We start from the raw sequence: 13,385 nt of genomic DNA, 5'->3' as shown, positions 1-13,385 counted from the left end.
TGGAGGCCGGCCAGGCGGCTAAGCCGCTGACGCGTTGGACGGCGGTGCCGCGCGACGGGCTTTGAACGCGCTGTATCTTGCATCGAGAACATAGACATGCGTCAGCAAAGCTTCACCCAGTTCAAGCGCGTCCTGCACGTCGGCCGCGTTCACGAACACGTTCACGTCATGGGCTGCCTCGTTACCCAGGGCTCGAAGACCGTGAGACCAATCGGTCAGTTTGCCTTCGATAATCTTCATCTCCGCGAGCTTCTCGAGCTTTCCCTGCAAGCCCCCACCAGTGGCTCCTTTGTCGGCGCAGACCGCCTCGACTGTCCGCCGGACCATCAGCGCGGCCGCGGTGTAGGAACCAGCGCGGTGGCATGCGCGCGCTTCTTCGAACGATCTTCGCGCTGCTTCAGGGATCTCGGGACTCAGAGGCGTATCCAGGCTTGGCCAGAGCACGGTGGGTGGGCCGGTAGAAACAACGTCTCGTCCATCCCACTCGGATTCCTCTCGGATTACCAGCAGCGAGCGACAATGTGCACACCGAATCAGTGCGTACACCAACGTCGGGTCACCATCGATCTCAGAGAGCCAGCCGCCCGGAGTCGAGGAGGTTGCGTTCCGGCAGGACGTGCATATCACGCCGACTGGTTCCAGGCCTTCGCTCACGGCCGGAAGCCTACTTGCCCGGTCTCCCGGCCTTTCTCGGCCGGGGCGGCGGCATCCGAGCTCTAGGACATGGTCAGCGGGCACGGACGACGCGGCAGCGGCGCGGGCGTCCGGACAGGAAAAGTGCCGGTGGCGCGTCGCGCGGCGATAGCGGGGCGGCGGGGCTGTCCGCGGCGAAACCTGGGCTGGCTTGCCGAGCCGCGGTCAGGTAGGGGCCTTGTGTCTCATCACCGCGGGGGAGTGGGCCAGGCCGGCCACGCCGAGGATGACCAGGACGCTGGCTCCGGCCAGGGCGGCCAGGCCGCCGATGCTGCTGGGGAAGTGGGCGTGGAAGGCGAGCACGCCGACGATGTAGCTGACGACCGGGTTCGTGATGGTCATCGCGGTCACGGCCGGCGGGAGCGTGCCGGTGGCGAAAGCGTCTTGTTCCAGGATGAAGCCACTCACGTTGGCGACGATCAGCACATAACCGGGCCAGTCGGTCGCGGTGGCGGCGACGCCCTCGTGGAAGAGCTCGTCGGTGGTGATCTTCAGGAGGGCGGCGCTGATGGCGAAGAAGACGCCGGCGGCGATCGCGATCGGGACTGCTCGTACCTTGTGGTGGCGGCCGGCCGAGACGAGCACGAGCACGCCGACCAGCGCGGCCGCGCAGAAAGTGGCGATCAGGACACGACCCCGGTTCGCGTCGCCGGCCTGGGGTGCGGTGCCGGGCACGGAGAGGAAGATCGCGATGCCGGCGCAGATCGCGATGGCCGAGCCCAGCTCCATGACGCTGGGGCGGCGGCGGTCCCAGTGGGCCGACAGCCACAGCGTGAAGATCAACTGACTGACCAGCACGACCTGGACGACGGCGACCGAACCGAAGTACAGCGCGGCCGCCTGCACCAGGGAGCCGGCGACGTTCGCCGCGGTGCCGAGCAGCCACACCCGGTCACGGATCAGTTTGCGCGCTGTCCGCACCACGGGCAGTGCCACGGCGACCCCGGTCTGCTTGGTCGGGGCCGGCGCGGCGACGGCCGCCCCGTGGGCAGCGTGCTGCTGCAGCGTGGCCGACGCCGCGAAGAGCAGCGCCGACAGCAGCCCGAGGATCACCGAGACCATGCTGTTTGTCTAACGGTCCTGGTCGGCGCGGGGAAGGGTGACACCTGTCTCCCCCGTCACGCATAGGAATTGCGGACCGGTCGTGATCGTTAGGCGGGCGGTAAGTTTTTCCGGCGAACGAAGACGGGTCAGTTCCATGGGTACGCGTTCCGATGCGGTGGTGCTTTTCGGCGTCACCGGCGATCTGGTCTCGAAGAAGCTCTTCCCCGCGCTGTACGAGCTGGTCCGGCGCGGCCGGCTGAGCGGTCCGGTGATCGGAGTCGCCCGTTCCCCGTGGGACGACCAGCAGCTCGTCACCGCCGCCCGCAAGGCCATCACCGAGGCCGGCCGCCAGATCGACGAGGACGTCTTCGACGATCTCGCCGGGCGGCTGCGCATGATCTCCGGCGACTACGCCGACCCGGCCACCTATCAGCGGCTGACCGAGGCCCTGGCCGACGCCGCGAACCCGCTCTTCTACCTGGCCATCCCGCCCGCGGTCTTCGACTCCGCGGTCGCCGGGCTGGCCGGGGCCGGGCTGGCTCAGCGCGGCCGGGTCGTCGTGGAGAAGCCTTTTGGGCACGACCTGAAGTCCGCCCGGGTGCTCAGCACGACCCTGCGCGGCGTCTTCGCCGAGGAGCAGATCTTCCGCATCGACCACTACCTCGGCAAGGAGGCCGTCGAGGACATCGCCGTGTTCCGCTTCGGCAACCGGCTGTTCGAGCCGCTCTGGAACCGCGAGCACATCGCGAACGTGCAGGTCACGTTGGCCGAGAGCTTCGGCACCCAGGGGCGGGCCGGCTTCTACGACCGGGTCGGCGCCACCCGGGACGTGCTGCAGAACCACGTGCTGCAGGTCGTCGCGCTGCTGGCCATGGAGCCCCCGGTCGCCGGGGACGCGGACAGTTTCCGCAACGCCGAGGCCGCCGTGCTCGCGCAGATGAAGCCGCTCTCGCCCGAGACGACCGTCCGCGGCCAGTACGAGGGTTACCGCGACGAGCCGGGTGTGCCGGCCGGTTCGACGACCGAGACGTTCGTGGCGACCACGGTCACGATCGAGAACGAGCGGTGGGCCGGGGTGCCGTTCCTGCTGCGTACGGGCAAGTCTCTGCCCAAGACCGCGACCGAGGTCGTCGTCGAGTTCCGCCAGCCCGACCAGCGGCTGATCCCGGCCGAGAACGACGCCGAGCCGGTCGCCAACCTGCTGCGTTTCCGGCTCGGCCGCGCCGACGGCATCACGATGAGCATCCAGGCCAAGAACCCCGGCGTCGAGGTCACGTCCCGCCCGGTCGAGCTGTCGGTCGACTTCGACAAGGCGCTCGAACCCCGGCGTGAGGCCTACGAGCGCCTGCTCGACGACGCCATGGACGGACGCCACCTGCGCTTCGCCCGCGAGGAGACGATCGAGCACGAGTGGCGCGTCGTCGAACCGATCCTGGACCTGCCCGGCGAACTCCCCTCGTACGAGGAAGGAACCTGGGGTCCCTCGGAGGCCGCCAGGCTGACCCCGGTCTGGCACACGCCGATCGGTTAATCCTTCACCGCGACCCCGCAGAACTGGTTGACGTCGACATCGCCGGTGTCGGTGTCGGGATGCCAGCGGTTGCAGGGCACCACGCCGGGCTCCAGGAGCCGGAGCCCGGCGAAGAAGCGGGTGATCCGCTCGGCGCTCCGATATTTGATCTTCGGGACGCCGCGCTCGTTCCAGAACTCGACGATGCGGTTCGCCTCGGCGGTGTTGATGTCGTCGCAGCCGTGCGCGATCACCAGGTAGCTGCCGGACGGCACCGCGTCGACCAGCGTGCGGACCGCCTCGAGCGCCCCGTCGTCGTCGCGCAGGAAGTGCAGGATGCCGAGCAGCGTCACCGCGACCGGCCGGCTGAAGTCCAGCGTCTTCGCGGCCTCCCGCAAGATCTCGGCCGGGTCGTTGAGATCAGCTTCCGCGTACGCCACCCCGGGCGCGCCCCGCAGCAGATCGCGGGCGTGCACGAGCACCAGAGGGTCGTTGTCGACGTAGACGACCCTGGTCTCGGGGGCCACGGCCCGCGCCACCTCGTGAGTGTTGTTCGCGGTGGGCAGGCCGGAGCCGATGTCGAGGATCTGGCGGATGCCACCCTCGCCGACCATGTGGCTCACCGAGCGGCGCAGGAACTTCCGGTCCTCCTGGGCCAGGGTGACGATCGACGGCAGGATCGCCGCGATCGCATCCCCGGCGACCCGGTCGACCTCGAAGTTGTCGATGCCGCCGAGCCAGTGGTTCCACAGCCTGGCCGAGTGTGGCGTGCTCGTGTCCACGGGGATCCCCTCACGATCGGTCCACTGTGGCCTTATGGTGCCATCAGTCGGCGTTCTTCGTCAGCACCTTGAACGCGGCGTCGAGCTCGACGTCCCACTCGGCGTTGTCGGCCGCGCGGACCTCGACCTCGTAGGCGACACCCTGGTCGTCACCCTGGCCGTCGCTGGTCTCGACGTCGAGCACGGTGCCGCCGGGGAACTCGGCCAGCGCGGCCTTCTCGGCCGAGGCCCGGTCGGTGTCGCTCAGCGGGCGGTCGGGAGTGTCGGCGGCGTCAGGGGTCTCGGCCTGCTGGGCGAGCACCTTCAGGTCTTTGTCGAGGGTCACGTCGACCTCGCTGCCGTCGGTCTTGCGGACCTCGACCTCGTACGCTTCACCGGCGTCGTCGCTGCTCTCCACGTCGAGCAGGGTGCCGCCGCCGACGGCCTGCACAGCGGCGTTGCCCACCCGGTCACGGTCGGCGCCGTTGACATCCGGGTCGGCGTTCGCCGCGGTGGCCCAGACGCCCCCACCGACGGCGAGGGCGGCAACGGCCGCGGTGGTGACGATGACGCGCTTGCTGCGGAGCTTGGCGGTGTTCATGAATGGCCTCTCTTCGTTGGAGACCACAGCTTGCGGGAATGATGCTGAAGCTCACCTGAACGCGGGCAGCCGGACGGTGAATCGGGCGCCGCCCAGCTCTGAGGACGAGACGACGACGGTTCCGCCGTGGGCGGCGACCACCTCTTTGACGATGGCGAGGCCCAGTCCGCTGCCGCCGGCGTCGCGGGCGCGGGCCTCGTCGAGGCGCACGAACCGGTCGAAGACACGTTCGCGCTGGTCGGCCGGGATGCCGGGGCCGTCGTCGTCGACCGTGAGCTCGACCGCGTCGCCGTTGACGCGCACGCCGACGGCGACTTTCGAGGTGGCGTGGCGGGCCGCGTTGTCGGCCAGGTTGCGGACCATCTGGGCGAGCGCGGACGCGTCGCCCCGGATGCGGCCGGCCCCGACCGCGGCGGTTTCGACCCGCAGGCCCGTGCGGGACAGGCGCCGTGCCTCGGCCAGGGCGAGGTCGTCGACGTCGAGGTCGACGACGGTGTGCCGGAACCCGCCGCCGTCGGCCCGGGTGAGCACGAGCAGCTGGTCGACGAGACCGTGCAGCCGGGCCGATTCCTCCAGTACGACGTCGGCCAGTTCGCCGTCGGGCAGGGCGGCCGGGTGCGTCTGCGCGACCTCGGCCGCCTGGCGGATGCTGGCCACGGGGGAGCGCAGCTCGTGGGAGGCGTCGGCGACGAATTCGCGCTGCCGGTCGCTGGAGGATTGCAGGCGGGCCAGCATCTCGTTCATGGTGCGGGCCAGGCGGCCGATCTCGTCGCGGGACGGCGGCTCGGGCACCCGCCGGTCGAGCCGGGTGGCGGTGATCTCCTCGACCTCGCGCCGGATGCGTTCGACCGGGGCCAGCGCCCGGGTCGCCACCACCCAGGTCACGCCGCCCACCAGCAGCAGGAGCAGGGGGAGGCCGACCAGCAGCGGGGTGGTCAGCGCCTCGGTGGACTCGTCGACGTCCTCGAGCGAGACGGCGACCGACACGCGGTTACCGTCGTCGTCGCGCTCGGTGACCACGAGATAGTCGTGCTCGCCCTCGGGGGGCCGGAAGTCGGTGGCCCGGTCGGGCAGGGGCGGCCCGGAGCGTACGACCGTGCCGTCGGCGGCGGTCACCTGCCACAGCAGGTCATCGTCGTCACCGTCGGGCCGGGGAAGATCGGGGGCCTGCTGGAGCAGCGTGGTGGCGCGCTGCTCGGCGGTGGCTTCGAGGCCGTCGCGCAGCGAGCCGCGCACGAGGGTCACGAGCGTGAACGCTCCGGCGAGCAGCGCGACCGCCACGACCAGGACGGCCGCGGCGGTCGTGCGCAGCCGGACGTCAGCCACCGTCGCTCCCCAGCCGATAGCCGGCGCCGCGCACCGTCTGGATGGCCTCACGACCGTACGGCCGGTCGACCTTGTTCCTCAGGTGGCGGATGTAGACCTCGACGATGTTCGGGTCGCCGTCGAAGTCGGTGTCCCAGACGCCGTCGAGGATCTGCCGCTTGGAGAGCACGTCGCCGGCACGGCGGGCCAGGAAGGCGAGCAGCGAGAACTCGCGAGCGGTCAGATCGACCTCGGCGTCGCCGCGCCAGACCCGCCGCGCGGCCGGGTCGAGCCGCAGGTCGCCCAGCACGAGCTCGGTGGGCCGGGCCCGCGCGCCGCGCCGGCTCACCGCCCGCAGCCGGGCCACGAGCACGGGGAAGGAGCAGGGCTTGGTCAGGTAGTCGTCGGCGCCGGTGTCGAGGCCCTCGACCTGGTCCCACTCGCCGTTCTTGGCGGTGAGCATGAGGATCGGCGTCCAGTTCTGCTCGGCGCGCAGGGCCGCGCACACCTGATAGCCGTTGAGCTTGGGCAGCATGAGGTCGAGCACGATGGCGTCATAGGCGTTCTCGCGGGCCAGCCACAGCCCGTCGACCCCGTCGTGGGCGATGTCGACGGCGAAGCCCTCGGCCTCCAGCCCGAGCTTGAGGGTGCGGGCCAGCCGCTGCTCATCATCGACGACCAGAAAACGCATGAGAGCCATCCTCCCGTACGCCTCCTGAACGCCCCCTGAAAGAGAAACGCCGGACAAACTCGCCCGCAACCACCTAAAGTGCAAATACTGACATTCTCGACAAGTTAGGACTCGGACATGCCGATCTCGGTCAACCTCGACGCCGCCCTGGACAAGACGTACGAGTCGAGCTCGCTGGCCGACCTCGCCAACGCCCCGGTCTCCGCCCTGGCCGGCGTGAGCGAGGCCGACGCCGAGGCCCTGCGCTCGGCCTTCAACATCAAAACCATCGCCGACCTGGCCGACCACAAGTTCGTCCGCACCGCCCAGGCCATCGTCACGCTGAGCCAGGTCGCCAAGTAAGGCGGAGGCCGGGTCTGGGCCGGTCATCGGCAATGCCTCCCGCGTGCGGTGAGGGTTCCACAAGAGATGCCGAAGCCGTCAGCTCTTGACCTCAACCCGGCTTCACGTCGCGTGCTCTTGAAGGGCGGCGCCGATGACGCTCCGAGACGAGGATTCGAACCTCGAACCTCCCGGTCCAGAGCCGGGCGTGCTGCCAGTTGCACCATCTCGGATCGGCGCCGCGGGGGCGCCCGTAGGCCATACCGGGCTCGAACCGGTGATCTCCTCGCTGAGAACGAGGCGAGCTTTGCCGACAGCTCCAATGGCCCGTGTCGTGGTCCTACGGTAGGACGATGAGGCCCACAGCCTCAACGGATTTAGCGAGGGGGCGGACATGGCGGTCGGGATCTTCGCGGGCATTCCGGTGCGGGATTACGGGACGGCGCTCGAGTGGTACAAGCGGCTGCTCGGCGTCGAACCGTCCTTCTATCCGAACGATGTCGAGGCCGTGTGGCAGCTGGCCGAGGACAGGTTCGTCTACATCATTCAGGACCCCGGCCGGGCCGGCGGAGGCGTCGGCATGATCTGGGTCGACGACCCGGTCGCCGAGGCCGCGAGGATCGCCGGGCGTGGCATCACGCCGGACGACGTCGAGAAACACGACTCGGTCTGGAAGTACGTGTTCCACGACGCCGACGGCAACGAGACGGGGATCGGCGGAGAGGTCGGTCAGCGGGCGGCCAGATAGTCTCGCGCCGACGCACGCAGCCGGGCGTGCAAGCCGTCGTACGCGGTAAAAGGGCCCAGGTATCGGCGGTCGAGCTTGGCCAGCATCGTGTAGTTCGGGTCGCAGACGTTGCCGACCGGGGCTGTGCCGGCCTGGCTGACCAGCTGGTACGCGTCGAGCACGTCGAGGCCGGTCAGAGAGGCCGTCCAGGTGACCAGGTCGTGCTGCGACATGCGGTACGCGTCCTCGAGCGGGCGCGCCGAGCCGGCCGACATGAGCGCGTCGTCGCTCTCGAAGCGGGGCGTCGGCGCGAACGAACCCTTGATCACGTCGAGGATCACGACCGTGTTCATGGCCGACTCGATGCCCGTGCCGCAGACCTCGCCGTCGCCCTGGCGGCAGTGGCCGTCGCCGAGGGCGAACAGCGCACCCTCCACGTTCACGCCGAAGTACGCCGTCACCCCGGCCCGAAGCTCCGGCGTGTCCATGTTCCCGCCGTGAACGTCGGGCACGATCGTCATGCGGCTCTCGAACGCGGCGGGGGCGACACCGGCCGTGCCGTGCATCGGGTCGAGCGGCAGCGTGACACTGAAGTCGCTGCGCCGCGCGTGGTACTGGACCGTCCCGGCGGCGACGTCCACGTCGTAGAGCCACACGAGCTCGTCGAGCGGCGGGTGCAGCGTCGCCGTGGTGTGGGTGCCGGTCAGCGCCCCGAAGTGCGGGAACGTCGACGACACGGCCCAGTCCCGGGCGGGCACGATCTCGACGAAGTGGACCGCGAGCGTGTCCCCGGGCAGCGCGCCCTCGACGTACACCGGGCCTGTGACAGGGTTGAGGAACGGGAACTCGCACGCCTTCGAGGGCAGGTCGTCGACGGTGCGGACCTGGCCGCCGAAGCAGTCCTCGGTGCAGAGCTCGACGATCGTTCCGGGCGCGACCCGCAGCCCCGGCTCCCGGCCGCCGAACGTGTAGGAATAGGAGGTGGGGCTGTAGCGGACGACCTCGGTCATGAACGCTCCTGATCGGCGGCAGCATCGAACCCGGCCAGCGTCGGTCGCCGCCCGGTCACGTAGAAGACGATAAGCACGATGACGCCCACCCCGAGCCAGGCGAAGCCGAGCCGCTGCGCCGCGATGTCCGCGTTGATCACCACGTAGAGCAGGATCGCGAAGCCGACCACCGGCACGATCAGGTGACGCCACCAGTCGCGACTGCCGTTGCGCACGACGTAGTGAACGACCACGGCGACATGCAGGGCCAGGAACGCCGTCATCGCGCCGAAGTTCACGAGCGTCGACAGCAGCGAGATGCCGTCGTCCCGGCTCGCCATGTAAAGCCCGAGAACCAGCGACAACGCGGCGACGAGCAGGGTCGCGTTGGCCGGCACCCGGTGCTTCTCATTGATGCGGCTCAGGAATCGCGGCATCTGGCGGTCGCGGGCCATCGCGTAGAGCAGGCGGCTCGTCGCGGCCTGGGCGACCAGCGAGTTCGCGAAACCCCAGGCGATCGCCGTGGCCAGTGCGGTCAGGGTGGCCAGCCAGGCGCCGCCCGCCGCCCGGGCCGCGTCGTAGAAGGCCGTGCCGTCGGAGTCGCCGTTGGCCAGCAGGCCGGGCGCGTCCGGCACCAGCAGCGCGGCCACCCAGGTCTGAACGATGAACAACGTGCCGGCCAGCAGCAGCGCGCCGACCATCGCGCGGCCGATCTGGCGGGCCTCCTCGCGGCTCTCCTCGGCCAGCATCGAGATGCCGTCGAAGCCGAGGAACGACAGGACCGCGATCGACACCGCGCCGAAGACGACGGACCATGAGAACGTGTCGGCGTTGAACAGCGGGCTGAGCGAGAAGCCCGCGCCCTTGCCGTTCATCAGCGCCGCGACGCCGACCACGAGGAAGATCACCAGGATGATCAGCTCGGCGACCAGCATGACCCGGTTGACCCGGGCGGTCATCTTGATGCCGAGGTAGTTCACGACCGTGTTGAACACGACGAACAGGACCAGCCAGATCCAGACCGCCACGCCCGGCACCAGCGAATGCATCGCGACACTGGCCACGAGATAGAGCAGACCGGGCACCAGTACGTAGTCGAGCATGATCACCCAACCGGCCAGGAACCCGACCGGCGGGGCGATGCCGCGCCCGGCGTAGCTGTAGACCGAGCCGGACATCGGGAAGGCGCGCACCATCGAGGCGTACGAGAGCGCCGTGAACATCATGGCGATCATGCCGATCACGTAGGCCAGGGCGACCATCCCGCCCGAGCCGGAGTAGACGCTGCCGAAGATCCCGAACGGCGCGATCGGCACCATGAAGATGAGCCCGTAGATGAGCAGATCGGTGAAGCTCAACGACCGGCTGAGCTCTTGCTTGTACCCGAATTCCTGGAGATCGGCGGTGGCGGGACCCTGCGTGGCGCGATCCATGACGCGGCCCTCCGAGTGATCGAAAGAACTCGATGGGCACATCTTCACCCCGCCGGCAGGGAAAGCGCCAGATCAATTTCCCGTACGACTTCAGGCGTGCTCTCGGTCAAGTGGGAGCGGGCTTTCCTGTACGACCCCAGCGCGCTGAGGTCGTACAGGAAAGCGGGTTTCAGTCGGTGATCACGATGATGCCCGAGGGAGCGTCGAGCAGCTCGACCGTGCGTTCGGCGGCGCGATCGATCTGGACCCGCGGATCGGCCGGGACCCCGGTCTCGTTGTAGGTGCCGGGACGCCGGCTGATGAGCCCGGTCTTGTTCGTCGAGCGGGTCATGCCGCCGACGACGTAGCCGGCCTCGACGAGCAGCGGGACGAGCCGCCGGTCGATCACGCCGGACGCTCCGGGTTCCACCACGCGCTGCAACTGGTCGCGTCGACGTTGAAGGTGCGGGCGGTGGCCGTCGAGTCGTACGGGCTGGACATCTATCGCGCCGTGCTCACCGACACGGGACTGGGATTCCGCCCGTGCCGGTCGACGAGGAGGGCGCCGACCTGGCCGCGGACATCGCCGCCGCCAAGGGCGCGTCGAGGTGGTCAGCGTGCTGGAACAGTTGACCCTCGCCGAGTTCGGGCACGAGTCACTGCCGCCGGGCCGCGACGCGCTCGTCGTCAACTATTCGGCGTCTCGGACAGCGCCTGGGAAGGAACATTGGGCACCCTCTGCGGGATTCTGCGGAGCGTCCTCAAAGGATAAATTCGCCGCATGCTGAAGAGCTGGGGCGAGCGTTGGCGGCAAGGGGCAGGGTACGACGGTCTTTTGCAGCAGACCACGACGGCGACGCGCGAGACCGCGCAGCTGTTGCAAGCCGGACGCGGGGCCGAGGCGGCCCGAACCGGCGCCGAAGCGGTCCGGCTGGCTCGCCGCCTCGCCCAGCTCGATGAGGGACGAGGCCGCGAGTTTCTGGTGAAGGCGTTGGCCCTGCACGCTTTCGGGCTGGGCGAGGCCGGGCGGCACGACGCTTCGGCAACGGTCGCCGAGGAGGCCGTGACGCTCGCGCGCGAGCTGGACCCGAAGGTTGGACCGCTCGCGGACGTGCTTGCCGTCGCGGCGCACCGGTTCCTCGCAGTGGGCCGCGTGGACGAGGCGCTGACCATGAGCCGCGAGGTGATCGCCCTGACCGAGCACAAGCCGGCAGCGGAGATCGCCGCGCATCTCGGCACGTTGGCGGTGACGCTGGCCGAAAGCGGATGGCCGGTCGAAGCCCTCGCGGTCAGCGAACGGTCCCTGAGCGCGCGGCGTGCAGCCGTGGCCGAGCAGCAGCCGGGATCGCGCTTCAAATACGGCAACGCCCTGGCCAGCCACGCGAATCGGTTGTACGCGGTCGGGCGCTGGGAAGAGGCCGCCGAACACAGCGCGGAGGCCGTCGACGTCCTCGGGGAGCCGGGCGGAGCGGAACGCGCGATCCGTTGGGAGAAACTGGCTCGCGCGCTGTCGAACCAATCGATCTTCCTGGCCAAGGTGGGGCGGTACGACGAGGCGGACCGGGCGGCGGAAGAGGCGGTCACCACGAGCCGCAAACTCGCCGAGGTGCAGCCCTGGCAGCGGCCCCGCCTGGCCTTCGCACTGCAGAAGTACGGCGTACGGCTGGTCACGCAGGACCGGATGGCCGAGGCGCGCGAGGTGTGCGGGGAGGCGCTGCAACTGTATCGGGAGCTTTCCGCCGCCGAACCGGCTGCCTTCCGAGGCAACCTCGCCAAGTCGGTGAGCGACTACGCGGTCGTGGTCGCCGATCCGGCTGAGGCCTTGCCGTTCGCGACGGAGGCTGTGGTGTTGCGGCAGGAACTGGTCGCCGGCAACCGGGCGGTCGAGCTGCCCGGTCTGGCGATGTCGCTGTCGAACCTGGCCCGTCTGCAGGCGGCGCTGGGACGGCTCGACGAGGCACTGGCGACCGGAGAGGACTCGTTGACGACGATCCGGGAAGCAGCCGAGGCCAATCCGGCGGCGCACCTTTGTCGCTATTCCAGCTTCCTGCAGCAGCAGGCGAAACGGTTGGACGACGCGGATCGCACAAAGGAGGCCCGGGTCGTGGGGAAGAAGGCGATCGAAGCCGCGCGCCGGGCGGTCGCCGAGCATCGGGAGTCCAATCGGTTGGAACTGGCCGATGCCCTCGAGGCGCAGGCGCGGCGGCTGAACGGTAACGCGGCGAAGGCGATGGTGCGGGAGGCCAGGCGACTGCGTTCCGAATGATCACAGGGCCGCGGCGAGATCGGCGAACTCGCTCAGCCGCGGATCGCGGCGCTCGGCCGCCCAAGCCAGACAGACGCGGTTGTCGGGGATGTCGGAGATCCGGGCATACGCGATGTCGGGCCGGGTGTAGAAGCGGGCCGTGGACAGGGGGAGAACGACGACGCCGCGGCCGGCGGCGACGAGTTCGAGCTTCTCCTCGACAGCCAGGGCGGGGAACGGCTCGGGCGGCGGGCCGGTGCGGAGCTCGGTGGCCAGGTCGCGCCACTCGGGGACGGCGTCCGGGTCCTGCACGAGATGCTCGTCGGCCAGCTCGGCGATCTCGATGGTCTCCTTGCCGGCGAGCCGGTGATTCTGCGGTACGACGGCCACGCGCGGCTCGGTGAACAGGGGGCGCACGGTCAGGCCGCTCTGGTCGGCGGGCAGCCGCAGGTAGCTCACGTCGGCCCGGCCGTCGTGCAGGACCTCCGTCTGGTCGTGCCAGCCGGTGCGCAGCACGTCGACGGTGAGGCCGGGGTGCCGTGCGGCGAGCGCCCGGACAGGCTCGGTCACGATCAGGCCCGGCATGAACGCGACCACGAAACGGCTGCGGCCGCGGGCGGCGTGGGCCACCCGGCGTTGCAGGGCCGCGGCGTTCGCGAGCAGCGGCTCGGCCTCGGCCAGCAATTGCCGCCCGGCGTCGGTCAGCTCGGTGGCCCGCCGATCCCGTACGAAGAGCTGAACACGCAGATCGTCCTCCAACGCCCGGATCTGCCGCGACAGCGCTGGCTGAGCGATGCGCAACTCGGCCGCGGCCCGCCCAAAATGCAGGTGCCGAGCCACGGCGACGAAGTAGCGCAGTTTGCGCAGATCCAGGTCAGCGATGCCGCAAGAGTATTACGCCCGATACCGCGCCCGCCGCCGGCGCAGCCTCGGCGATGCCGCTGGAGCATCGTGCTCGATGCCGTACCCGCCGCCACCGCCGCCACCGCGGCCTCGGCGATGCCGCTGGAGCAACGCCCTCGATGCCGCACCCGCCGCCGGCGCGACCCCGGTGATGCCTTCGAGGTATTACAGGGGGCGGAACGG

At 69.8% G+C, this 13,385-nt stretch carries 14 protein-coding genes and 2 tRNA genes; 4 read left to right on the top strand and 12 right to left on the bottom strand.

Annotation, left to right across the window (positions count from 1 at the left end; genetic code table 11):
- Nucleotides 1-18 precede the first annotated feature (18 nt).
- Together EER30_RS25115 and EER30_RS25110 are read right to left on the bottom strand one after the other, a co-directional pair.
- Nucleotides 19-654: a DUF4145 domain-containing protein gene (locus EER30_RS25115; RefSeq protein ID WP_164842472.1), complete on the bottom strand. Its 636-nt coding sequence runs from the start codon at nt 652-654 to the stop codon at nt 19-21.
- 204 nt (nt 655-858) lie between these two features.
- Nucleotides 859-1,755 (bottom strand): DMT family transporter, encoded by an 897-nt coding sequence (locus EER30_RS25110; RefSeq protein WP_127503042.1) that lies wholly within the window; start codon nt 1,753-1,755, stop codon nt 859-861.
- Nucleotides 1,756-1,891: 136 nt separating this feature from the next.
- Between EER30_RS25110 and zwf the strand changes: the two genes are divergently transcribed.
- On the top strand, nt 1,892-3,268 hold the full coding sequence (gene zwf, locus EER30_RS25105) for a glucose-6-phosphate dehydrogenase (protein ID WP_127503041.1): 1,377 nt from the start codon (nt 1,892-1,894) through the stop codon (nt 3,266-3,268).
- Here zwf and EER30_RS25100 read toward each other — a convergent pair.
- From EER30_RS25100 to EER30_RS25085, 4 genes are read right to left on the bottom strand one after another with little or no spacing between them, the layout of a single operon-like run.
- Nucleotides 3,265-4,029, bottom strand: coding sequence for an SAM-dependent methyltransferase (locus tag EER30_RS25100; RefSeq protein ID WP_240670284.1), 765 nt, complete (start codon nt 4,027-4,029; stop codon nt 3,265-3,267). The genes zwf and EER30_RS25100 overlap by 4 nt on opposite strands.
- 43 nt (nt 4,030-4,072) lie before the next feature.
- Entirely contained in the window at nt 4,073-4,609 is a 537-nt protein-coding gene (locus EER30_RS25095) for a PepSY domain-containing protein (protein WP_127503039.1), read from the bottom strand.
- Between the two features lie 51 nt (nt 4,610-4,660).
- A complete protein-coding gene (locus tag EER30_RS25090) occupies nt 4,661-5,935 on the bottom strand; it encodes a sensor histidine kinase (RefSeq protein ID WP_127503038.1) in 1,275 nt (424 codons plus the stop codon).
- Nucleotides 5,928-6,605 carry a response regulator transcription factor gene (locus EER30_RS25085; RefSeq protein WP_127503037.1) on the bottom strand — a complete coding sequence of 226 codons (678 nt, stop codon included), beginning with the start codon at nt 6,603-6,605 and terminating at the stop codon, nt 5,928-5,930. The genes EER30_RS25090 and EER30_RS25085 overlap by 8 nt, the downstream gene beginning before the upstream one ends.
- Nucleotides 6,606-6,722: 117 nt before the next feature.
- Here EER30_RS25085 and EER30_RS25080 point away from each other — a divergent pair, with 117 nt between their 5' ends.
- Nucleotides 6,723-6,947 carry a hypothetical protein gene (locus EER30_RS25080; protein ID WP_127503036.1) on the top strand — a complete coding sequence of 75 codons (225 nt, stop codon included), beginning with the start codon at nt 6,723-6,725 and terminating at the stop codon, nt 6,945-6,947.
- 139 nt (nt 6,948-7,086) lie between these two features.
- Here EER30_RS25080 and EER30_RS25075 read toward each other — a convergent pair.
- Nucleotides 7,087-7,159 (bottom strand) — tRNA-Gln (locus EER30_RS25075).
- A gap of 21 nt (nt 7,160-7,180) precedes the next feature.
- Nucleotides 7,181-7,255, bottom strand: a tRNA-Glu gene (locus EER30_RS25070).
- 65 nt (nt 7,256-7,320) lie between these two features.
- On the opposite strand from EER30_RS25070, the gene EER30_RS25065 reads away from it, so the two are divergent.
- Nucleotides 7,321-7,674, top strand: a complete 354-nt coding sequence (locus tag EER30_RS25065) for a VOC family protein (protein ID WP_127503035.1) — start codon at nt 7,321-7,323, stop codon at nt 7,672-7,674.
- Here EER30_RS25065 and EER30_RS25060 read toward each other — a convergent pair.
- The 3 genes from EER30_RS25060 to EER30_RS25050 all read right to left on the bottom strand — a co-directional run bounded on the left by EER30_RS25060 (nt 7,656) and on the right by EER30_RS25050 (nt 10,463).
- On the bottom strand, nt 7,656-8,663 hold the full coding sequence (locus EER30_RS25060) for an acetamidase/formamidase family protein (protein ID WP_127503034.1): 1,008 nt from the start codon (nt 8,661-8,663) through the stop codon (nt 7,656-7,658). The two genes, EER30_RS25065 and EER30_RS25060, sit on opposite strands and share 19 nt — an antisense overlap.
- Complete coding sequence (locus EER30_RS25055; protein WP_127503033.1) at nt 8,660-10,075, bottom strand: APC family permease; 1,416 nt, start codon at nt 10,073-10,075, stop codon at nt 8,660-8,662. The genes EER30_RS25060 and EER30_RS25055 overlap by 4 nt, the downstream gene beginning before the upstream one ends.
- Before the next feature lie 169 nt (nt 10,076-10,244).
- Nucleotides 10,245-10,463: a hypothetical protein gene (locus EER30_RS25050; RefSeq protein ID WP_240670283.1), complete on the bottom strand. Its 219-nt coding sequence runs from the start codon at nt 10,461-10,463 to the stop codon at nt 10,245-10,247.
- A gap of 372 nt (nt 10,464-10,835) precedes the next feature.
- On the opposite strand from EER30_RS25050, the gene EER30_RS25045 reads away from it, so the two are divergent.
- Entirely contained in the window at nt 10,836-12,320 is a 1,485-nt protein-coding gene (locus tag EER30_RS25045; RefSeq protein WP_127503031.1) for a tetratricopeptide repeat protein, read from the top strand.
- Here EER30_RS25045 and EER30_RS25040 read toward each other — a convergent pair whose 3' ends face one another.
- The gene (locus EER30_RS25040; protein ID WP_255436858.1) at nt 12,321-13,157 is read right to left on the bottom strand and encodes a LysR family transcriptional regulator; all 837 of its coding nucleotides are present in this window, start codon (nt 13,155-13,157) and stop codon (nt 12,321-12,323) included.
- Nucleotides 13,158-13,385 lie beyond the last annotated feature (228 nt).

This window comes from Actinoplanes solisilvae (assembly GCF_003999975.1).
Taxonomy (GTDB): Bacteria; Actinomycetota; Actinomycetes; order Mycobacteriales; family Micromonosporaceae; genus Actinoplanes; species Actinoplanes solisilvae.
Note: the sequence above shows the minus strand (reverse complement) of the source record. Positions and strands in the feature narration are given on the sequence as shown.

Excerpts from the sequence above, each read along its gene's own strand:
- EER30_RS25110 (WP_127503042.1), bottom strand. The coding sequence starts at position 1,755 with ATGGTCTCGGTGATCCTCGGGCTGCTGTCGGCGCTGCTCTTCGCGGCG.
- zwf (WP_127503041.1), top strand. The coding sequence starts at position 1,892 with ATGGGTACGCGTTCCGATGCGGTGGTGCTTTTCGGCGTCACCGGCGAT.
- EER30_RS25095 (WP_127503039.1), bottom strand. The coding sequence starts at position 4,609 with ATGAACACCGCCAAGCTCCGCAGCAAGCGCGTCATCGTCACCACCGCG.
- EER30_RS25085 (WP_127503037.1), bottom strand. The coding sequence starts at position 6,605 with ATGCGTTTTCTGGTCGTCGATGATGAGCAGCGGCTGGCCCGCACCCTC.
- EER30_RS25080 (WP_127503036.1), top strand. The coding sequence starts at position 6,723 with ATGCCGATCTCGGTCAACCTCGACGCCGCCCTGGACAAGACGTACGAG.
- EER30_RS25065 (WP_127503035.1), top strand. The coding sequence starts at position 7,321 with ATGGCGGTCGGGATCTTCGCGGGCATTCCGGTGCGGGATTACGGGACG.
- EER30_RS25060 (WP_127503034.1), bottom strand. The coding sequence starts at position 8,663 with ATGACCGAGGTCGTCCGCTACAGCCCCACCTCCTATTCCTACACGTTC.
- EER30_RS25055 (WP_127503033.1), bottom strand. The coding sequence starts at position 10,075 with ATGGATCGCGCCACGCAGGGTCCCGCCACCGCCGATCTCCAGGAATTC.
- EER30_RS25045 (WP_127503031.1), top strand. The coding sequence starts at position 10,836 with ATGCTGAAGAGCTGGGGCGAGCGTTGGCGGCAAGGGGCAGGGTACGAC.